This is a genomic window from Candidatus Paraluminiphilus aquimaris, from assembly GCF_026230195.1.
GTDB lineage: Bacteria > Pseudomonadota > Gammaproteobacteria > Pseudomonadales > Halieaceae > Luminiphilus > Luminiphilus aquimaris.
The window spans coordinates 2,410,166-2,431,873 of record NZ_CP036501.1 but is presented as its reverse complement, the minus strand read 5'-3'; the positions used below and the strand labels follow the sequence as shown (position 1 = coordinate 2,431,873).

At 53.5% G+C, this 21,708-nt stretch carries 17 protein-coding genes; 13 read left to right on the top strand and 4 right to left on the bottom strand.

Annotation, left to right across the window (positions count from 1 at the left end):
• Positions 1-179: 179 nt before the first annotated feature.
• Positions 180-1,364, bottom strand: a complete 1,185-nt coding sequence (locus E0F26_RS11160) for a phosphoglycerate dehydrogenase (RefSeq protein ID WP_279241738.1) — start codon at positions 1,362-1,364, stop codon at positions 180-182.
• A gap of 207 nt (positions 1,365-1,571) precedes the next feature.
• Here E0F26_RS11160 and E0F26_RS11155 point away from each other — a divergent pair, with 207 nt between their 5' ends.
• The 3 genes from E0F26_RS11155 to E0F26_RS11145 are packed head-to-tail and all read left to right on the top strand — an operon-like array spanning position 1,572 to position 3,376.
• Positions 1,572-2,195 (top strand): inorganic pyrophosphatase, encoded by a 624-nt coding sequence (locus E0F26_RS11155; RefSeq protein ID WP_279241737.1) that lies wholly within the window; start codon positions 1,572-1,574, stop codon positions 2,193-2,195.
• A gap of 51 nt (positions 2,196-2,246) precedes the next feature.
• Entirely contained in the window at positions 2,247-2,747 is a 501-nt protein-coding gene (locus tag E0F26_RS11150) for a GNAT family N-acetyltransferase (protein ID WP_279241736.1), read from the top strand.
• A 59-nt stretch (positions 2,748-2,806) separates the two neighbouring features.
• Positions 2,807-3,376 carry an SOUL family heme-binding protein gene (locus E0F26_RS11145; protein WP_279241735.1) on the top strand — a complete coding sequence of 190 codons (570 nt, stop codon included), beginning with the start codon at positions 2,807-2,809 and terminating at the stop codon, positions 3,374-3,376.
• Here E0F26_RS11145 and E0F26_RS11140 read toward each other — a convergent pair.
• Positions 3,370-4,311: an NAD(P)-dependent oxidoreductase gene (locus E0F26_RS11140; protein WP_279241734.1), complete on the bottom strand. Its 942-nt coding sequence runs from the start codon at positions 4,309-4,311 to the stop codon at positions 3,370-3,372. The two genes, E0F26_RS11145 and E0F26_RS11140, sit on opposite strands and share 7 nt — an antisense overlap.
• A 177-nt stretch (positions 4,312-4,488) precedes the next feature.
• Here E0F26_RS11140 and E0F26_RS11135 point away from each other — a divergent pair, with 177 nt between their 5' ends.
• The 4 genes from E0F26_RS11135 (at position 4,489) to E0F26_RS11120 (ending at position 10,041) form a co-directional block, all read left to right on the top strand.
• Positions 4,489-5,964 (top strand): SulP family inorganic anion transporter, encoded by a 1,476-nt coding sequence (locus E0F26_RS11135; protein ID WP_279241733.1) that lies wholly within the window; start codon positions 4,489-4,491, stop codon positions 5,962-5,964.
• Between the two features lie 9 nt (positions 5,965-5,973).
• On the top strand, positions 5,974-6,840 hold the full coding sequence (locus E0F26_RS11130) for a universal stress protein (protein WP_279241732.1): 867 nt from the start codon (positions 5,974-5,976) through the stop codon (positions 6,838-6,840).
• A 226-nt stretch (positions 6,841-7,066) separates the two neighbouring features.
• A complete protein-coding gene (locus tag E0F26_RS11125; protein WP_279241731.1) occupies positions 7,067-9,505 on the top strand; it encodes a zinc-dependent metalloprotease in 2,439 nt (812 codons plus the stop codon).
• 329 nt (positions 9,506-9,834) lie between these two features.
• Entirely contained in the window at positions 9,835-10,041 is a 207-nt protein-coding gene (locus E0F26_RS11120; RefSeq protein ID WP_279241730.1) for a hypothetical protein, read from the top strand.
• Between the two features lie 21 nt (positions 10,042-10,062).
• On the opposite strand, the gene E0F26_RS11115 is transcribed toward E0F26_RS11120, so the two are convergent.
• Positions 10,063-11,616, bottom strand: a complete 1,554-nt coding sequence (locus E0F26_RS11115; protein ID WP_279241729.1) for a class I adenylate-forming enzyme family protein — start codon at positions 11,614-11,616, stop codon at positions 10,063-10,065.
• 443 nt (positions 11,617-12,059) lie between these two features.
• On the opposite strand from E0F26_RS11115, the gene fusA reads away from it, so the two are divergent.
• From fusA to tadA, 5 genes are all read left to right on the top strand, one after another.
• Entirely contained in the window at positions 12,060-14,153 is a 2,094-nt protein-coding gene (fusA, locus tag E0F26_RS11110) for an elongation factor G (protein WP_279241728.1), read from the top strand.
• Between the two features lie 125 nt (positions 14,154-14,278).
• Positions 14,279-14,650 (top strand): hypothetical protein, encoded by a 372-nt coding sequence (locus tag E0F26_RS11105; RefSeq protein ID WP_279241727.1) that lies wholly within the window; start codon positions 14,279-14,281, stop codon positions 14,648-14,650.
• Between the two features lie 10 nt (positions 14,651-14,660).
• A complete protein-coding gene (locus tag E0F26_RS11100; protein WP_279241726.1) occupies positions 14,661-15,209 on the top strand; it encodes an NnrU family protein in 549 nt (182 codons plus the stop codon).
• A gap of 3 nt (positions 15,210-15,212) precedes the next feature.
• On the top strand, positions 15,213-15,839 hold the full coding sequence (locus tag E0F26_RS11095; RefSeq protein ID WP_279241725.1) for a DNA-3-methyladenine glycosylase family protein: 627 nt from the start codon (positions 15,213-15,215) through the stop codon (positions 15,837-15,839).
• Positions 15,840-15,851: 12 nt separating this feature from the next.
• Positions 15,852-16,325, top strand: a complete 474-nt coding sequence (tadA, locus tag E0F26_RS11090; RefSeq protein WP_279241724.1) for a tRNA adenosine(34) deaminase TadA — start codon at positions 15,852-15,854, stop codon at positions 16,323-16,325.
• Here the strand turns inward: tadA and mltF are convergent.
• On the bottom strand, positions 16,314-17,717 hold the full coding sequence (mltF, locus tag E0F26_RS11085) for a membrane-bound lytic murein transglycosylase MltF (protein ID WP_279241723.1): 1,404 nt from the start codon (positions 17,715-17,717) through the stop codon (positions 16,314-16,316). The two genes, tadA and mltF, sit on opposite strands and share 12 nt — an antisense overlap.
• Before the next feature lie 105 nt (positions 17,718-17,822).
• On the opposite strand from mltF, the gene purL reads away from it, so the two are divergent.
• Positions 17,823-21,686: a phosphoribosylformylglycinamidine synthase gene (purL, locus tag E0F26_RS11080; protein ID WP_279241722.1), complete on the top strand. Its 3,864-nt coding sequence runs from the start codon at positions 17,823-17,825 to the stop codon at positions 21,684-21,686.
• Positions 21,687-21,708: the final 22 nt, after the last annotated feature.

The window sequence follows — 21,708 nt, the reverse complement described above, 5'->3', positions numbered from 1 at the left end:
TCTCTTGTATTCAATCGGTAACTTGGCTGCGCGTAGCGCAGTCGGACTGGACTCACCTAATTACGTGCCGTTCAAGCAAAAGGCTTTGTGCAACATGGAGCGTCGAGTCGTCTCGTTCTTGAACGCTAACGCATCTTAGTTGGGCTTAACAATACCGGCGCGACATTTGGTCGCAATTTTTAAGCGCAGGCTCCGCTGAGCAGTCGAACATTGATAACACCGGGCAGAGCCCGTAATTGACCTAACAAGTCCGATGTGGGGGACGCGTTTACATCAATTAAGTTATAGGCAATGTCACCACGGCTCTTATTGAGGAGGTCAACCACGTTGACTTTGGCGTCGCTCAATACATTGAGAATGTGACTGAGTGCGCCGGGCGCATTTTCGTTAGTGATCGCAAGTCGGGTATTGGAATTGGGCTCTAGCTCTATCGCCGGGAAATTTACGGAATTTTTGATATTGCCATGATCTAAAAACGCCTTTATCTGGTCAGCGGCCATGACCGCGCAGTTTTCTTCCGCTTCTTGGGTGCTCGCACCGATATGTGGCATGAGTAAGGTGTCTCTGCGTCCTACCAATGCGGGTGCTGGGAAGTCAGTCACGTATTTACGAAGTTGGCCTTTATTGAGCGCATCGACCACAGATGCTGTATCGACGATTTGCTCTCGGGCGAAATTGAGTAGACAGGCGCCTGGCTTGAAGTGGCCCAAGGTGTCGGCGTTTATCAGACCTCGGGTACTGTCGAGCACGGGAATATGCAAAGACACGTAATCTGAGCGAGAGAAGAGCGCCTGCATGTTGTCCATTTTTTTCACAGAACTTGGGAGCCGCCAAGCGGCTTCAATAGAAATAGCTGGGTCATAACCAACCACCTCCATGCCAAGGTCGAGACCAAGCCGTGCAATTAAGCTGCCAATCGCACCAAGTCCGAGAACGCCAAGGGTCTTACCTTGAAGCTCAGCCCCCGCAAATTGCTTTTTACTCGCCTCGAGCAAGGGCGCCATTTCCTCGGCGCCAAGTTGTGGGTCAAGCGACGAGATAAAATTCATCCCTCCGACAATATCCCGCGATGCCAGGAGCATGCCTGCGGCTACGAGTTCTTTTACCGCATTGGCATTAGCGCCCGGGGTATTGAATACAACAATGCCTTTGCCAGTGCAGTGATCGAGGGGGATATTGTTCACGCCCGCGCCCGCTCGCGCGATGGCACTAACAGACTCAGGAATATCACTGGTGCTTAACTTGTGGCTGCGCAGCAAAATCGCATCGGGCTGTGACAGGTCGCTACCGACTTCGAAGCAGTCGGGACTCAGTCGCTCAAGTCCTTTAGTCGAGATTGCATTGTATGTGCGAACTTGATGCATAGCAGAGCCCCGGTGCCTGCACGAAATTGCAGAGCATTCAGTGATAGTCAATTAGGTGAATTCTGGGTACGCCCCAGACGTGTAATTCTAACACAGCCGCGGCGCTGTAAGTCGTGTGAGAAGTCGCGTAATATTCGCGCCCGTCGCGCGATGTGTCGCATTTGTCGATACAGTCCGCGCTTGCTTTGACGAATACGGAGATTTCGAATGTACAACAACGGCGATTTTGCACGGTGGAGACGTCACCCATGGCACGGTATGGCGGCTCACCCAGGAGACGACAAAGGTGTGGTCACTGGTTTCATTGAATCGCTCCCCGGCGACACGATCAAATACGAGCTCGACAAAGACAGCGGTTATCTGATGATTGATCGCGCCCAAAGAACGACGGCTGCGCCACCCTGCCTGTATGGGTTCATCCCCCGCACTTACTGCGCTGAGAATGTTGCGGCACGGTGCGCTGGCACTGAGGAAGCAGACGGCGATCCTTTGGATATTTGTGTCTACTCAGAGCGCGATATCAACCGCACTGACATTATTTTGCAGGCTAAAGTGCTTGGCGGAATACAGATGATCGACGGTGGCGAGGCCGACGACAAGATCATTGCGGTGCTCGACGGTGATAATGTTTGGGGTGATATAGAGGATCTCGCTGAGATGCCCTCCATCATCGTTGAGCGTCTTCAGCATTATTTCTCAACCTACAAGCAAGTGCCGGGTAAAAACCCGAACATCAATGTCGACGTTGTCTATGGGCGCGACCAGGCGCTTGAAGTGATTGCGGCAGCCCAAGCTGACTATGATCATCATTACGGGCACTTACACGCTTAAGTTGTTTGATGCCCTCAGAGCGCTGTGTGTTTTCGGATCGGGGATCCCTGAATGATTGTTAGGCATGCAACGGCTGATGATGCCGACACGATCACAGCGCTTAATGAAGTCTTCGTCTCAGTTACTAGCCCTATGGACGGTGAGCGGTTTCGCGAGCTTTTCAAGCTGAGCAGCTTTTGCCTCGTGGCTGAGGCGCCAAATGAAGTGCTGGGCTTTGTCATAGCCATGACAAACGGTGCGCCATACGATAATGGTAACTACAAGTGGTTCGACGACCGGGTCTCCGACATGGTCTACGTCGATCGGATCGTTTTAGCGAGCGAGGCGAGGGGCCAAGGCATCGGCAGGGAGCTCTACAGATACCTATCTGAGCTTTCTCTGGGTGCCGGCTGCAGTGTGATGACCGCTGAGATGGATATCGATCCACCCAATGCACACTCTGTCCACTTCCACCGAATGCTCGGCTTTGCTGAAATCGGACAGCGGACACTGGACAGTGGAAAGCGTGTTTCGATGCAATCGGTGGCCCTATCAGAAGCGACTTTCGTTTGATCTGAGTCGCTGGGCACGCGTAACAACAGCTCAATTCTTTTTCAGCGAGCTTTTGCTTTATGCGATATGTGCTAACTACCGTACTGACACTTTGCGTTCTGATTACCAGTTGGTCGGCCACAGCTATTGAGGAGCCTGAATATACGGTTGTGCAGTCCTGGGATGATGAGTCAATCGAAATTAGAGACTACGAATCGAGAATTTTGGCATTTACCGATATGTCAGAGGGTTCAAATTCAGGCTTTAGAGTCTTGGCTGGCTACATTTTTGGGGGCAACGAGCGACAACAGGAAATAGCCATGACGGCACCTGTCCAAAGCACCATGCCAACCGAGTCCGATGCTGAAATGGCCTTCGTTGTTCCAAGCGAGTTTGATTTATCTGATCTACCGAATCCAAACGATGCGCGTGTGAATTTTCGTGAGGAGCCCGCCTATCGCGCTGCGGTGATTCGTTTTAGCGGATGGGTCAACGACAAGAAGGCCGAAAAACACTGGCAGATGTTGCGTTCATTTTTAGCCGAGCAGGGTATACAGCCGCTAGGCGAGCCCACGCTCAATCAGTACAACCCGCCTTGGACGCTACCTTTTATGCGTCGAAATGAGATTATTATCGCTGTGGCTCAGTAGCCTTTCGCTTCTGAGTAGAGGCCTTGTAAGGTATCGCCGGCAAGGTATCGGTCAAGGTTTGTTTTCATGGCAACGGCCACCGAGTCGGCGGCCGTTGGCGCTGCAGTGTGGGACGTGACAAATGCGCGTGGATGCTGCCAGAAGGGATGTCGCTCCGGCAGCGGCTCAACATCAAACACGTCGAGCACTGCGGCTTTTAGTAGGTGACTATTGAGCGCGCTTAAAAGTGCATCCTCATCGACCGCATTGCCTCTGCCAACGTTGATGATAACCCCTTCGTTGTTCATTGCCGAAAAAGCCGATGCGCCCAGTATATGATCCGTCTCTGGGGTTTTGGGCAGTACGGAGACAGCGTAGTCTAGGCCCTCAAAGAAATGCTGATCGCCGCTTTTGAAACACTGCTCAAAGCCCGGTCTTGATTCCCCTGTTGAGTTCATGCCCCGGCACCGGATGCCTAGAGGTTCTGCGGCGGCTGCGATGGCGCTTCCTATGCTGCCCGTACCTAAAATCCCCATCACTTTGCCTCGAACACCGGTCTCCGGTCTCGGGTCCCATGTCATCGCTTTCGCGCGTTGCATGATTTGCCGCTCGATGCTCAAAATCCAGCCGAGCACAAATTCAGACATTGCTTGTCCGAATACACCTTTTAAGGGGGTCACTGCGACGCCAACAGGGATGCTCTGTGCCAAAGCGTCGATACCGGCCCAGGTACTTTGAATCCATCTCAAGTTAGGAAAGAGCGGGGCAAAGGCCTTCGCATCCTTAGGGGAGGCCACCATTATCTGCACTGAAGACACATCTAAGCCCTGTGGAATGGACTGGGTTGGGTCGAGCGTCATCATTTCCAAACGATGATCGATTAAGCGCTCAACGGGCCCAAGCCAGGCGTCGTTAGTGCCTGCAATAAACACAATGTCGGGCTTAGGTGTCTTCATGTAAGATAGCGGCCTTCGGCGAATGGCATCCCATGGTAAACAAGCTTCTCGATCCAAGCTATCGAGTAGAGCGAGGCGGCCGTTCGTCCCACCTAACGACTAAGGAATCCGCCACCCTCGCGTGCGCGTAACGCAGTTGCATCCTTTTTTAAATTTCTAGGGCCTTTAGAAGATCAGATGGAAAAATTTCGCCAAGAGTGGCTTTCAAACGTTCGAAATGATGTGCTCGCAGGTCTTGTCGTAGCGCTGGCACTTATTCCTGAGGCGATTGCCTTTTCTATCATAGCCGGCGTAGACCCAAAGGTTGGGCTGTACGCTTCGTTTTCCATTGCGGTCATCATCGCGTTCACCGGCGGACGGCCCGGCATGATTTCGGCTGCAACGGGCGCCATGGCGCTGCTGATGGTGACGTTGGTCAAGGAGCATGGCCTTGAGTATTTATTTGCGGCCACTGTCCTCACCGGTGTCCTGCAAATAATCGCTGGTTGGATTCGGCTCGGAGAGCTTATGCGGTTTGTATCGCGCTCGGTTGTTACCGGGTTCGTCAATGCGCTTGCGATTCTTATTTTCATGGCGCAGCTACCAGAGCTCACAAATGTCGGCTGGCAGGTGTATGCGATGACAGCGGCAGGCCTTGGCATCATATATGGGCTGCCTCGTTTGACTACGGCGGTCCCGTCACCGCTTATTACCATCGTGGTACTCACCATTGTCGCCATCGCACTGGATCTCGACATCCGGACGGTTGGCGATATGGGTGAACTTCCCGATAGCCTTCCCCAGTTTTTGATGCCAGATGTGCCACTGACGCTGGAAACATTGCAAATCATCTTTCCCTATGCCGCTACATTGATGGTTGTTGGACTGCTGGAATCGCTGATGACTGCCACGATCGTAGATGATTTAACGGATACCTCTAGCAACAAAAATCGAGAGTGTGTGGGACAGGGGGTTGCCAACATCGCGACGGGCTTTATTGGTGGCATGGCTGGCTGCGCAATGATTGGACAGTCGGTGATCAACGTGAAATCCGGTGGACGTGGCAGGCTATCGACGCTCGTGGCAGGTCTCTTACTTCTCGTTATGGTCGTTTTTGCGGGTGATTGGGTAAGCCGGATTCCAATGGCTGCGCTTGTCGCTGTGATGATTATGGTGTCTATCGGTACCTTTAATTGGGACTCGATCAGAAACCTTCAGAGCCATCCAAAGAGCTCGAGCGTCGTTATGCTCGCAACGGTAGCGGTGACGGTGGCGACGCACGATTTAGCTCAGGGTGTTTTGACGGGTGTTCTACTGTCAGGCTTTTTCTTTGCGCATAAGGTGGGGCGTATCCTTCGGATCGACTCTGCGTCGTGCGATGAGGGAAAGGCACGTCGTTACACTATTTTTGGTCAGGTTTTCTTTGCGAGCGCCGATAGTTTTTCTCAAGCCTTCGATTATCAAGAGGTTATCGATAAGGTTTACATTGACGTCAGTCGAGCGCATTTCTGGGATATCACGGCAGTCAGCTCACTCGACAAAATTGTTATCAAGTTCCGCCGCGAGGGCACCGAGGTCGAGGTAATCGGTCTAAACGAAGCGAGTGCCACGATGGTTGATCGATTTGGGATCCATGATAAGGACGGTGCTGATGATTTACTCCTCGACCATTAAGGCTCTCTAATGCGTTCTTCGAAAAAAGTTCTCGCCTGTGTGGACCAGTCAGATTACGCCCAACATGTTGCAGACTATGCCGCGTGGGCGGCCGAGCATTTGGCGGCGCCGCTCGAACTACTTCATGTGATCGACCGTCATCAAGAGGTCGCCTCAGGTATTGATCGAAGTGGTTCGCTTGAGATGGATGCGCAAGAGCATCTGTTAGAGCGCTTATCCACAGAAGAAGGCGAAAAAAATCGTGCCGTTCGTGAGCAAGGCCGACTGTTCTTAAATACGTTAAAGGCACGTTGTGAGGAAAATTCTGAGCTCACCATTGATACGCGTCAGCGATACGGTCAGCTACTCACAACCCTAAAAGAACAGGAAGCATCGGTTGCGATGTATGTCTTGGGGCGACGCGGCGAGTCCGCTTCCCGTACACGTCGTGATCTTGGGCGACATGTGGAGTCTATCTGCCGCCAGATTAGGCGGCCCATCCTCACGGTAACCGATGATTTCAGAACACCTCGTAGTTTACTGATCGCGTTCGATGGAGGAAAAATGACGCGCCGCGGTGTGGAATTGATTGCGTCGCGAAGCAGCCTCAAAGACCTACCTGTGCATGTCATCATGTCGGGGCGGCGCACTCAGGAATCCACTAAGCATCTTGAGTGGGCTGACGCGACACTGCGCGCTAAAGGTTTTTCTGTCGATGCATCGCTTATTCCTGGCGACCCCGAGCAGGTTGTCACGCGCGCGATCGAGGAGCGCGAAGCAGATCTGTTGATCATGGGAGCTTATAGCCACTCGCCCTGGCGCAGTTTATTGGTGGGCAGCCGCACAAACGATTTACTGCGAGCATCGCAAGTCGCCACCATTACCCTTCACGATTGAGCCGTTTGTTCGCTCAAACGCGCACAATAAATAGGGCACTCAATACGCTAACGGTGCCCGCTGTTTATGCATCAGTTGTGGGCGGGTCATGGGGCGCATCCGCTGGGCGTGCCGCGCTTTTTCTGACTCAACTTCTCATCCTTAATTTGTAGCGATTACCTGAAGGCGCGACTCTTTTGAGATGTCTGTTGACGTGCTACCTTTTGGCCATCTTCAGGAGGATTGTATGCGTCGGTTTGTCGTTTTAGGTGTGGTGTTTCTGAGCCAGTGGGCGTGGTCCCTTGATGCGGATGGAACAAGTGATAAGGTTGAGTCAGTACGTGCTTCAGCCGAGCACATGCCAGGTTTTATGCCACTGTATTGGGATGGGGAAGAAGGCCGACTTTACGCAGATATTCACGCCATCGAAGGGCCATTTATTTACTACAACGGCTTATCACACGGCGTAGGGTCGAACGATCTAGGTCTTGATCGTGGTCGATTAGGGGATACCTACCTTGTCGAGTTTCGACGGGTTGGGAAAAAGGTGTTTTTGACCGCCGTTAATACCAAATACACGGCTCGATCCGACTCGATGGAGGAGCGTCGGGCTGTCGAGGAGGCGTTTGCCGAGTCGATTATCTGGGGGTTCTCGGTCATCGAGTCTGATACCCAGTCACTTGTTATTGATCTAACCGAGTTCGCCTTAAGCGACGCAACGGGTATATCCGATTTGCTGGCTGCGCGCGGTGAGGGGTCTTACAGCGTCGATGAGAGTCGATCCGGTCTGTACCTCCCCAGGACGAAGTCGTTTCCTGACAATACTGAAATTGATGCAACCCTTACGTTTTCCGGCAAGTCAAAAGGTCAAATTCTACGCACTGTGGCTCCAAACGCGGACGCGATAACCGTTCATGGACATCACTCATTTATCCGCTTGCCGGACGACGGTTACGAGCCACTGCCTTATGACCCGCGCGCCGGTTACATTCACTCTGGTGAGGCGACACTTGTTTATGACTATGCAAGTCCCATCGATGCGCCCATCAAGTCGGCGTTTGCCCGCCGACACAGACTCGAGAAAGTGGACCCGACAGCAACCGTCAGTGAGGCAGTAGAGCCGATCGTATATTGGGTCGACTCCGGTGCCCCCGAGCCAGTGAAATCTGCCCTCATTGAGGGTGCTTCATGGTGGAACCAGGCCTTTGAGGCCGCGGGCTATAAAGACGCTTTTCAAGTGAGAGTGCTGCCGCCTGAAGCTGACCCAATGGATATTCGCTACAACGTGATTCAGTGGGTGCATAGATCAACGCGCGGTTGGTCGTACGGTTCGAGCATCAGAGATCCGCGCACTGAGGAAATTTTGAAAGGTCATGTCACCTTGGGTTCACTGCGTGTACGCCAGGACTACCTAATAGCCGAGGGGCTTATCAGCCCTTACGACGAGACTGGGGGCGTTGTAGATCAGTTAAGTGAGTTTGCGCTAGCTCGGATTCGTCAGCTGTCGGCGCACGAAGTGGGCCACACTTTGGGTATTGCGCACAATTTTTCTTCAAGCGCCGATGGTCGAGCATCGGTTATGGACTACCCCCATCCGCTCGTGACGCTCGACGAGGCTGGGCAGGTAGTACTCAATGAGGCCTACGAGGTGGGTATTGGCGCGTGGGACAAGCGAGCGGTTATTTGGGGTTATCAAGATTTCCCTGACAATGAGTCCGATGCAGCAGGGCGCGCAACGATCATTGCAGAAACACTTGCCTCTGGGTTGAGCTTTGTTGCGGATGAACACGCACGAATCGGACGAAGTGTGAATGCAGGACCTGCACATCCCAAAGGCAGCCTTTGGGATAACGGTGGTGATCCCGTTTCAGAGTTAAACCGGATCATGCAGTTGCGTGCCGTCGTGCTCAGAAACTTTTCAGAGAGGGCTATCCAGCCTGGTCGGGCGATGGCGTCACTCGAGGACGTGTTAGTGCCAGCATTTTTGATGCATCGCTATCAGGTCCAAGCGGCGGCGACGGTGCTGGGCGGACAGAGCTTCACGTATGCAATGCGGGGTGACGGCCAGATTCCGAATGAAAGAGTCCCCGTGGGTGAGCAGCGTGCGGCACTCTCGGCCATGCTCGCCACGCTTGAGCCAGGCGCCCTTAACATTCCCGAGCGAGTCGCCGCGCTCATTCCCCCTCGACCGCCACAGTCGGGTGCGAGTCGAGAACTGTTTCCTCGACACACCGGTTATGTGTTCGACCCTATAGCCGCTGCGGGAACGGCGGCCCTGATTACGCTAGAGCAGCTCACAGACCCTAAGCGTGCGGCGCGACTGAATAACCAGCACCGTGTGGATACATCATTACCCAGCTTTGGCGACGTGCTCAGTATTTTGATTGACGATCGATGGCCTGAAGCAAAGGAGCCTGAACTGCTGAGTATTGAACGTGCCGTTCAGCTCTTATTGGTTGATCAGCTTGTTGATTTGCTCGGCAACGCCGCGGCTGCACCTCAGGTTCGGGCAGACGCGCTCGATGCACTCAATAAGATTCAGCGACGCGCAGAAAGGGCGAGGAAAAAGAGCGCTCAAAGTGGCGCTCATATGAAATTCCTCGCTAGGCGTATTCAGGCTGCCATTGATGACCCTGAGGCCTACACGTCGGATAACCTCACGATCCCTCCCGGCTCGCCTATTTAAGGACGCAGAGTCCTTGAAGGGGGCTGGGGGCGGTTAGCGCGCTAGGATGGGCGCATGCATATAAGGTCATGCTGTCACTTCTTGTAGGGCTCAGGTGTAAGGTCCCAGTGTAGGGTTACGGTGTAGCGTCACTGTGTAAATTCCCGGTGTGAGGCCTTAGGTAAGGCTCCGGTGTGAAGCCCTGGTGTAAAGCCCCGGTGTAAAGCCCCCGCCGTGTGAGGCCCTAGTGCAAGATTCTTGTCTAAAGCCCTTTTTTAATGCGGAAGTGGGATAAGAAGCGCGGGTAAAGACGTACCTGATGTAGCGCAAATCGCGGCCCGTTTTGGGGCGTGCTAGATGGCATTCAAGCGCAGAAGGTCGCACTCACAGAGCGTCATGACAAAGACCGCTTTGTTGAAAACCACCCTGACACAAAGTCATCAGACACCCAGCTGGCTCGATACTGTCAGCAAGGACGAAGCTACAGCCTCTGTGGGGCTATTCGCGCCGGTAAGCCCGCAAGCCACTTTGACGACGTGATCTACCCCAGCGGATAGCGGTAGGGGGCGAGCTTGGGGCTATTCTGATGCCTCGGTAGGGTACTGCTCGCGCAGCACACGTTTTAAGATCTTTCCGCTCGGGTTTCTAGGGATAATATCCGTAAATTCCACCGCTTTGGGTTGTTTGAAGCGAGCGAGCTTATCTTGGCAAAAGGCGAGTATTTCGTCCGCTGTCAGCGTCGGATCCGTTTTAACGACAACGGCCAGTGGGGACTCACCCCATCGGACACTGTTTTGTCCAATGACCCCTGCTTCGCTAATGCCCGGATGGCTCTGAAGGACGCTTTCAATTTCCGCGGGATAAACATTTTCACCGCCAGAGATGATCATGTCCTTAATACGGTCTTGAATGGCGAAGAATCCCTCGTCATCCATGACCCCAACATCGCCGGTTCTCAACCATCCATCCACCAGCGTGTCCGCGGTGGCATCCGGGCGATTCCAGTACTCGCGCATAACGTGTTTACCACGAACCAGCATCTCACCCGCTTCACCTATTGGAAGTTCATTGCCGTCGCTGTCAGCGACTTTCACCTCAGTGAAGAAGAAAGGCTTGCCACAGGACTCAGGTTTGCGAACCGCATTGACGGAGTCCATCAAGCACGATGGACCACAGGTCTCGGTGAGTCCGTACACCTGTGTCACATCGATGCCCATCTCTTGGAATTGCTGCGTTAGCGCAACCGGGACAGGTGCTGCGCCCGTCATGAACCATCGAACGCTGGACCAGTCATAATTTTCGAAATGAGGTACTTGCACCATGAAGTTCAGCATCGCTGGCACCATGAGCCCGCTGGTAATCTTTTCTCGTTCTACACATTCCCATGCGGCAACGGGATCGAAGCTCCGCATGACATAGGTGGTTGCGCCGTGATAAGCGTTGATCGTCAGCGGCGTTAATGCGCCAACATGGAACATCGGTAGACAGGCGATATACCGCTCATCCCCTTGGTAGTCAGCGGTCGCGTGTATCGTAAAGACACCCCACATTGCGGTGCTGTGTGTATGGACGACGCCTTTGGGGAGCCCAGTCGTTCCCGAGGTGTACATGATATACAGCATGTCATCGTCTTCGGCGCCACAGGTAGGTTCGTCGGTGGCAGACGCCGCACAGTACGCATCGTAAGAGACTGCAAATGGTTGGCACGCATGCTCAGACGCACCACCGAGCACATGAAGCCATTGATTAATTTCTGTTTTATCGCCACGACCTTCAAGGTCGGCGACTGTTTCAGCAAACTCATTGTCGAAAATGAGCGTTTTTACACCTGAGTCTTTGAGGATGAACTCGAGCTCATCGGCCACAAGGCGCCAATTCAGCGGCACGACGACACCCCCCGCCTTGGCAATGGCGAAAAACGATTCCATAAACTCAACAGAATTCATTAACAGCAAGCCAACACGATCACCTTTTTGTAGACCGCTTGCGAGCAGGCCGTTTGCCAGTCTATTGGATCGGTTATTGAGTTCTTTAAAGGTAAAGCGACGGCTGCCGTCACTCTCGACGTAGGCCTCGCGCTCGGGGTTGAGGTGAGCTCGTTTTGTAAGGAGCAATCCAATATTGGTCTTCATAGTTTTACCTCCCAGTCTGTCATGAACGCCGCGTTTTTTTTGTTATGCGGCGAGTCGCTGATTGATCTTGGACATTGGCCGGATCAGCGACAAAATTCAAGCCATAGCCTCGTATTTCACCTGAAGTTTTGAGTGAGCTGTGTGCGCGATACTCGCATTGTGACGTATTTTCGTTGTCTGAGTTCGCCATTTCTTCGTGGTACATCTGTCTGTATCGTCAAAAGTTATCACTTTGTCGAACAACACCTACTTCTTGGCACCCGAATGTGGTAAAAAGCGCGCGCATTGAAAGGGTCGTTTGCCACAAGCAACGGGAATCCCGAGTAAACGATTATTTAGGCGTCAGGTGGTTGGCTTTGTGTGAGCTGGTCATGTGGCATAGCTTGCTGCCGAATACGCAGTGAGCTGACCGAGTTAACGCAAACGACTGGAAGAGTAGAACAATGTCTGCAGACTTAAACCTGTACCGCAATATCGGTATCTTCGCGCACGTGGATGCGGGTAAAACCACAACCACCGAACGTATTTTGAAGCTCACTGGTAAAATCCACAAAACCGGCGAAGTTCACGATGGCGCAGCCACGACGGACTTTATGGAGCAGGAGCAGGAGCGCGGCATTACGATTCAGTCAGCTGCGACGACATGCTTCTGGAAAGATCACCGCATGAACATTATTGATACACCCGGACACGTGGACTTCACGGTCGAGGTGTACCGCTCGTTGAAGGTTCTCGATGGTGGTGTCGGTGTGTTCTGTGGTTCAGGTGGTGTTGAGCCGCAGTCTGAGACCAACTGGCGCTATGCCAACGAGTCAGAAGTTGCCCGTTTGATTTTTGTGAACAAGCTAGACCGTCTGGGTGCGGATTTTTACCGCGTAGTTGACCAGGTGCGTAATGTCCTGGCGGCAAACCCTCTTGTCATGACGCTGCCAATTGGCCGTGAAGATGATTTCGTTGGCGTTGTAGACGTTCTCACCAAGAAAGCTTACGTCTGGGATGATTCCGGTAAGCCAGAAAACTATGAAGTTGTTGACGTGCCTGCAGACATGGTCGACGACGTAGAGACATATCACGAGCAACTCATCGAGGCTGCGGTCGAGATGGATGATGATTTGATGATGGAGTACATGGAAGGCGAGATACCATCCATGGAAGACATCAAGCGCTGCATCCGTGAAGGTACTCGCACCATGCACTTCTTCCCGACGTTTTGTGGAAGTGCGTTCAAGAACAAGGGTATTCAGTTAGTACTTGATGCCGTCGTCGATTACCTGCCAAGTCCGACTGAAGTTGATCCTCAACCGTTGACCGACGAAGAGGGTGAGCCTACTGGTGAAGTTGCGAAGGTTGACGTGAATGAGCCACTTCGCGCACTCGCGTTTAAGATTATGGACGATCGATTTGGTGCGCTCACGTTTATCCGAGTTTACTCGGGCACGATGAAAAAGGGCGACACCATTCTGAACTCGGCTACGGGTAAAACCGAGCGTATTGGTCGCATGGTGGAAATGCACGCAGACGATCGAACTGAAGTCGATGTTGCTCAAGCGGGCGATATTTTTGCCTGCATTGGTATGAAAAACGTTCAGACAGGTCATACGCTGTGTTCCACAGCGTCGCCTTGCACGCTTGAGGCCATGGTCTTCCCCGATCCAGTAATCTCCATTGCTGTAGCGCCGAAAGACAAAGGCGGCTCGGAGAAAATGGGTATTGCGATCGGTAAGATGATTGCCGAGGATCCCTCATTCCGTGTTGAGACGGATGAAGATTCCGGTGAGACTATTCTTAAAGGAATGGGCGAACTTCACCTCGACATTAAGATTGACATTCTGCGCCGTACTTACGGTGTTGAGCTCGAGGTAGGACAACCACAGGTTGCATACCGAGAGACCATCACGCAGGCCATTGAAGACAGCTACACCCACAAAAAGCAGTCTGGTGGTTCAGGTCAGTTCGGTAAAATCGACTATCGTATTACCCCTGGACAGCCCGGCGATGGCTATGTGTTCAAGTCAAGTGTTGTGGGCGGAAACGTGCCTAAGGAATTCTTCCCCGCTATTGAGAAGGGCTTCCAGGTGATGATGCAGGAAGGCCCATTGGCTGGCTTCCCTGTCTTGGATGTCGCGGTTGAGCTCTATGACGGTGGCTTCCACGCGGTTGACTCCTCTGCAATTGCATTCGAGCTTGCAGCGAAGGGCGCATTCCGTCAGTCAATGCCCAAGGCATCTCCACAGTTGATTGAACCCATCATGAAAGTTGATGTGTTCACGCCAGACGATCACGTAGGTGACGTCATTGGTGACCTGAACCGTCGCCGCGGCATGATCAAAGATCAAGAGGCGGGTACTACGGGTGTTCGTGTTAAGGCTGACGTGCCACTTGCTGAAATGTTCGGTTACATCGGCTCATTGCGCACGATGACATCGGGTCGTGGCCAGTTTTCTATGGAGTTCTCGCACTACATGCCATGTCCTTCAAGTGTTGCCACAACGGTGATTGAAGAGGCGAAGGCGCGCAAGGAAGCGAAGTCCAAGTAAGCAAATGGTGATTCGTCAAAGCCCCGCACTTGCGGGGCTTTTTTTTTGCCCGAAGCTTTACATCGGAGTGCCAGAAGGCGAGAGTACTTTTGCAAAATAACCATAAATACGCTGGGAGAAAAAAGATGTTTGCCAAATTTGGTCCGATTGTTATGGGGATTCCTCTGTTGTTATTGGGTGTGATGTGGATTTTTGCGCCCGAAATGGCAGCGGAAAATCTAAGTAGTGAATTGCTTGCAGGCGCCGCTCTGACAACACAGATTGGAGACAGCGCAGCCTTTTTCTTAGGCAGCGGCTTTTTGCTGATTGCCGGGGGCCTTCGCGCTAACGCGACACTGATTTTAACCGGAGGTTGTCTGGTTGGTGCTGTCGCACCAGCACGTCTTATTGCGGCGACCGTTCACGGTGGAGACATGACTGTGGAGCCTATCGTCGTTGAGATCATTACCTTCATTGTTGCCTATGTCGCGGCAAGACAGCTGAACTGCGTCAAGTAGGGAGTGAGCTATGTTGATGCTAACTTTAGGGGTGCTTTTATGGTCTTTTGCGCACCTTTTTAAACGACTGGCTCCGGCTGTTCGCGAGGGCATGGGCGATGGTGGCAAACTGGTCGTTACGCTCGCGCTTATTGGGAGCATCGCCCTCATGACTTCAGGCTATCAGAGTGCGGTCGGATCCATATGGTGGGTTCGCCAGCCATCTTGGGTGCTCCTTAATAATGCCTTGATGGTGCTCGCGCTTTACCTGATGGTGGCTTCGTCACTCAAAGTGCGTGTGACAGGCCTTGTTCGCCACCCTCAGCTCACTGCCATTAAGGCGTGGAGTGTGGGGCACCTTTTGGTGAATGGTGACGCCCCCTCTTTTGTGCTCTTTGGTGGGCTCCTTATATGGGCTGTCGTGACGGTTATCGTTATTAATCGACAAGACGGTAAGCCTGCACTTCCCTCTATTGATACGAGTCTCCCTCGCGAAGTGTTCGCAGTAATTGTCACTGGGGCGCTTTATTTTGGTGTCGCGCAGGCTCACGCTTATTTGGGGTATCCCGTTCACGGTTAGGTCATGGAGTATCAGCTCGCAACCGCAAACATAAAGGCGGCGCTCGACACCCTCGCAAAGCAGCATGAGCGAATCGGTCGAGCGCTCGAGCAAGTCGGTTACCCCGAGGAGCGACGTCGTGAGCACAGCTTTGAGACGCTGGCGCGCATTGTGGTGGGGCAGCAGGTGAGTGTCGCCGCGGCAACATCGATAAACAAAAAGCTCGTCACGGCATTGGGTGGCCAGCTCACCGCGACGGAGGTTCTCAATGCCAGTGATGAGCTGCTTCGTAGTGCTGGATTATCTCGGCAAAAAGTCACTTACATTCAGTCCCTCGCAACGGCCGAGGCAACGGGTAGTTTGGTGCTGGATAGCCTGCCTGAGCTGACTGACAATGATGCGGAGAATGTGATTACGCGCATCAAGGGTTTTGGCGAGTGGTCGGCCCACATGTATCTCATGTTTTCGCTCGGAAGACCGGATATTTGGCCGGTTGGCGATCTGGCCGTTCGTGAGGGGTTCAGGCGTATTCAAGGACTCGATGAGCGACCCTCTGCGGGTAAGCTGAAGCCGATGGGTGAGGATTACAGGCCGTACCGAAGTAGTCTCGCGATGTTGTGCTGGCGGTTTTGCACCGCTGAGCCGCTTTAAGGCTCAGACAGTGTGAGTGAGTTTTCAGAACGCGATCGGCAATTTATGTCCCGGGCCCTTGAACAGGCGTCCAGGGCAGCGCGTCTTGGGGAGGTGCCTGTCGGCGCCGTGGTTGTCATGGGCAATGAGGTTGTTGCCGAGGCTTGTAATCAACAGATTACGTTGAGCGACCCTTCGGCACACGCTGAGCTGCTGGCGCTTCGCACGGCGGCGGCAACTGTCGGAAATTATCGGCTGCCAGGTTGTGAGCTCTTTGTAACGCTTGAGCCTTGCACAATGTGTTGTGGCGTTATGGTTCATGCGCGTGTATCGCGGCTTGTTTTTGGCGCGAGAGAGCCCAAAGCCGGTGCGGTTATTAGCGCCGCGTCGGCGCTCGACAACGACGCCCTCAATCATCGCGTTCTTTGGTCAGAAGGCTTGTATGCCGACGAGAGTGCTGCGCAGCTTAAAGCATTCTTTAAAGCCCGCCGATCGTTAAAGGCTTAGCGGCGTCCAGTTAAGCAGATCGCTCGCTTTAGCAGTCAGGTCGTCAAGATTTAGTCGTTGCGAGATCGTTTGCGATGGAATGTCCTGTAGCGCCAAGGTCGCTTGGTAATGCCGAATGTTGTCGACATAGGTGACCGCCTCTCGGCCTCTTGCAAAGCCATGCCTCAAATGGGGGTAAATGTCGGGATTTTGCAGATCGGGCAGGTGTTTTCGCACGTCTTGCCAAAGGTGCGGATCTCCGCCATGCCCCTCGGTTAAACGCCGGGCTTCTTCGAGATGCGCCATACCCACATTGTAGGCTGCCAATGCCATCCACGTTCGGTCCGGCTGCTCAATGTCGTTTGGGAGGCGACGCAGTAGGTTACGTAAAAAGCGCGCGCCTCCTCGAAGGCTTTGTTCGGCGTCTAGCCGGTTTTTTACACCCACCTCACGCGCAGTTGGACGCGTTAGCATCATCATGCCGCGCACACCGGTAGGCGACTTAGCCATCGGGTCCCAGTGTGACTCTTGGTAGGCGATAGCGGCCAGTAGCTGCCAGTCGAGTCTGAATTCTTGAGCAACTGACTCTATGAGGGAGCGCCACTTGGGCAGTGTTTTTTCCACCGCACGCTGAAAGGTGAATAGCTCAATGCGTGACGTATTGGCATCGCTGCCAAAATAACGATCTTCTAAATCGGTAAGGCGGCCGTCAGCAGCTGCACTGTCTAGAAATTCATTGATCTTGGCTTGCCAAGCGGGGGCTCTTGCATCAAGCCCTAGATACCAAACTGTGTTGAGCGTCTCTTTGAGTTGAAAGGCTTTGGCCACTCTTGGATACAGCCGTTGCTGCATTGAGAATTCACCGGAATCTAGAACCGCGACGTCAGCCTGATCCGCTTCTATCTCACTGAGGACAGCGCTGGACTGGGCCGTTTCGAGTACACGGTAGGTAACGTCTGGATCCATCTCACTGAGCATGCTTAGGCGTGTTCTATGATGACTGCCTTGCATAATGACAATATCGAGCCCCGTGAGATCCTCGACACCCCTAGGTCTAAACTGACCTGCCTTGTAGACGACGACGGGATGTTGGGCAAGATAGGGTTTCGTTGAGGTAAAGACCTGATCACGTGCAGTTGATTGCGTTAAGCCAGCCGCAGCGATATGCGCTTCCCCGCGAGCAAGTGTGTCGAAAACTTCCTCGATGGTCGACGCTATCTTGATGCGAAGCGTCATATCTTGTGAGTCTGCGAAAGCGTAAAATAGCTCGTATTCCAGTCCGGCCGGCTCATTGGCGCCTAAGTAATAGGTGGTAGGGCCGTTGCGTGTAATAACAACAAGCTCATTACCGGGAGCAAACGCGTCTAGAACGGTCGGGTTGCCACAGCCGGTTAAGAATAAAGTTGTGATCAATAGCCAATGTCTCATGTCGCGAGTGTAGCCTAGATCTTTGCTTTGGACATTCACCCGGCGACGTAGGCAAGGTATGATACGCGCTTCCAATAGTAGGATTTGCCCATGCTCCTCTTGCCCGGGTCGGACGCGCTGTCAGCCCCCCGATTTAAGCGCCTATCGAACGCGATAGCACAGCACGATTCAACGTTAAAACTGACACGCGCGTTTTTCGTTTACGCGGTCGAAACGACGGGCGAGGTTGACGCCGAACAGCTTGCGGCCCTTTTGCAGCCGGGAACCACACCTCTGCCTCATGGAGACGAGCTCACACAGGACAATATCGTCATTGTGGCGCCGCGTATTGGGACAATATCGCCCTGGTCTAGCAAGGCGACCAATATTGCCAATAACTGCGATTTTGATGCCGTGCAACGAATCGAGCGTGCCGTTGTTTACGTTATCGAGGGTGTGAAACAGTGTACTGAGCAGCGAGCGCTTCAGGCCTTATTGCATGATCGAATGGTCGAGACCGTGATGGCGTCTTATGAAGACCTCTCGATGCTATTTAGTGATGTTTCACCTCGACCGCTCACCTCAGTGCCCGTGATAGAAGCAGGCCGAGAGGCTTTGGTCGAGGCCAACGGCAACTTGGGATTGGCGTTGGCAGAAGATGAGATTGATTACCTCGCTGAGGCGTTTGCCGCGTTGGGGCGGGACCCGTCGGATACCGAGCTGATGATGTTCGCACAGGCCAACTCTGAGCACTGTCGACATAAGATTTTTAATGCGTCGTGGACCATTGACGGGATAGATCAAGATTGGTCGCTGTTCGGCATGATTAAGAACACGTATCAGCAAGGTGGGGAGCAAGTGCTGTCCGCCTATTCCGATAACGCAGCGGTTGTAGCAGGGCACACCGCTGGTCGCTTTTATCCTGAGCCAGCCTCGCAGTCCTGGACCTTCCATGAAGAGCCGATAGCGCTCTTAATGAAAGTTGAAACACATAATCACCCGACTGCGATTGCGCCATTCGCAGGGGCTGGCACAGGCTCTGGCGGTGAAATACGTGACGAGGGTGCGGTAGGTCGGGGCTCTCGGCCAAAAGCAGGTCTATGCGGCTTCACCGTCTCTCACCTCAACTTGCCCGGGTACGAACGCCCCTGGGAGACAGGTTATGGGAAGCCCAGTCGGATAGTGACTCCGCAGCAAATAATGACCGAGGGTCCATTGGGTGCTGCTGCCTTTAATAACGAGTTTGGTCGACCGAACTTAGGTGGGTATTTTAGAACGTTTGAAGTTGCTACCAGCGAGGGTGTTCGGGGCTATCACAAGCCGATCATGATCGCAGGTGGGTTTGGCAACATCAAAGAAGAGCACGTTGATAAACCACCGTTTTCTGCAGGAGCAAAGTTGGTGGTGTTGGGCGGTCCTGCGATGCTCATTGGGCTTGGCGGCGGTGCGGCGTCCTCCATGGCCAGTGGATCGAGTACCGAAGACCTGGACTTCGCCTCGGTGCAGCGCCAGAACCCGGAGATTCAGCGTCGCTGCCAAGAAGTCATCGATCGCTGCTGGGAGCGTGGCGCGAATAACCCTATTGCCTTTATTCACGATGTGGGTGCGGGTGGTCTGAGTAATGCCTTCCCAGAGCTCGTAAAAGATGGTGGCTGTGGGGGCGATTTCGAGCTCCGCAATGTGCCGAGCGACGAAAAAGGCATGAGCCCACTCGAAATTTGGTGCAACGAATCCCAAGAGCGCTATGTGATGGCGATCGATCCGGATCAATTGAGCACCTTCAGCGAAATTTGCATCCGCGAGCGTTGTCCTTTTGCCGTCGTGGGTGAAGCGACCGACGCACAGCACCTTCGATTGGGCGATACGTTGTTCGACAATAATCCTGTCGACCTGCCGCTCTCTTTGCTCTTTGGTAAGCCACCTAAGATGCATAGGGAAACGCAGCGTGTTGCGCCACCGGTCGATGATTTTAACGGTAACGTGCCCATTGCAGATGCCCTAGAGCGCGTTCTCACTTTTCCAGCGGTGGGCAGTAAAAGTTTTCTCATCACGATTGGTGATCGCTCGGTAACCGGTACGGTTGCGCGTGACCAAATGGTGGGACCATGGCAGGTGCCTGTGGCAGATGTGGCAGTCACGACAGCCTCGCTCGATACGCACCTAGGTGAAGCGATGAGCATGGGCGAGCGCACGCCGGTTGCGACCCTCGATGGTCCCGCCTCGGCGCGCCTTGCGGTGGCTGAGGCCGTGACCAATATATTGGCATCGCCAGTACAATCGCTGACTGATATTAAGTTGTCCGCCAACTGGATGTGTGCCGCAGGTTACTCCGGTGATGACGCTGTTCTTTATGACACGGTAAAAGCCGTGGGTATTGAGTTTTGTCCTGCCCTGGGAATGACCATTCCAGTAGGTAAGGATTCGATGTCGATGCGCACTCAATGGGACGACGCGGGTGAGGCAAAAGCGGTCACAGCACCTGTTTCGCTCATCGTTTCCGCCTTTGCCCCGGTGGGTGATGCTCGCGAGACTTTGACCCCAGAATTAGTGCGTGATGAAGCGACGAGCTTATTACTGATCGATTTGGGTCGCGGTGAAAACCGCTTGGGCGGGTCGGTGCTGGCCCAAACCTATGGTCAGCTCGGAAATGCAGTCCCTGACGTCACACCAGAAGATGTCCGATGTTTATTTGAGGCCATTAATGAGCTGAAGTCTGAGTGTCTCATTCAGGCCTACCACGATCGTTCCGATGGTGGCCTGTTGGTTGCCTTGTTGGAGATGGCCTTTGCAGCGAGATGTGGGCTGGATGTTCAAATCGACGCAGAGGTTGATGCGGCTGTCTCGACCTTGTTTAGTGAAGAGATTGGGGTTGTGATTCAGGTTGCGGATTCTACCTTGGATACCGTCCGATCAATTCTCGCCCAACACCAATTGGATACGCTCACCTCCATTGTCGCAAAACCGCGACTCGATGAGCGTGTTGTGGTCAATACCGCATCGTTTGAGTTGATCGACAGCCGACGAGGCGCCTTACAGCAGCTGTGGGCTCAAAATAGTTTTGTCATCCAGCGTGATAGAGATAACGCGGAGTGCGCGGATCAAGAATACGCTGACATCGTAGCTCCAAACCCCGGTTTGAGTGCCTCGCTGAGCTTCAGTGCGTCAGAGGATGTCGCCGCCCCCATGATCGCGACAGGTGTGAGACCCAAGATTGCCATCTTGCGAGAGCAGGGCGTCAACGGGCAAGCTGAGATGGCCGCAGCATTTGATCGCGCGGGTTTTGAATCGATTGATGTGCACATGTCTGACTTGAAGTCGGGCAGACGCCAGCTCGCCGAGTTTAAAGGCCTCGCAGCGTGTGGCGGCTTCTCTTACGGTGACGTGCTTGGCGCAGGCGAGGGATGGGCGAAAGGGGTCCTATTTGACGCTGCAATGAGCGATCAATTCCAAGCATTTTTTGAACGAGACGACAGCTTTGCCTTAGGTGTCTGTAACGGTTGCCAAATGTTATCGGCGTTGGCGCCACTCATACCGGGGACTGAGCACTGGCCGCGTTTTGCTCGCAATGTGTCAGAACAGTACGAAGCTCGGCTGGTCCGTGTCCGCGTTGAAAAGTCATCGAGTATCTTGATGGCGGGTATGGAAGGCTCTGAACTCCCAATTGTGGTCGCTCATGGCGAGGGTCGGGCCCAATTCAGAGACGCAGCGTCAGCGGCTCAGCTCGAGAACGCTGGACGAGTTTCTATGCGCTACATCGATAACCACGGGCAGCAAACAGAGGCCTTCCCAGCGAACCCGAATGGCTCTTTGAACGGCATTACGGGCCTTTGTAATGCGGATGGAAGCGTCAACATCATGATGCCTCATCCGGAACGCGTTTTCCGAACCGTTCAAATGTCATGGGCGCCAAAAGAATGGCCTGAAGACTCAGGCTGGATGCGTCTCTTTCGCAATGCGAGGGTTTGGGTTAACTAAGCATGGCTTTCATTAGCAGAAA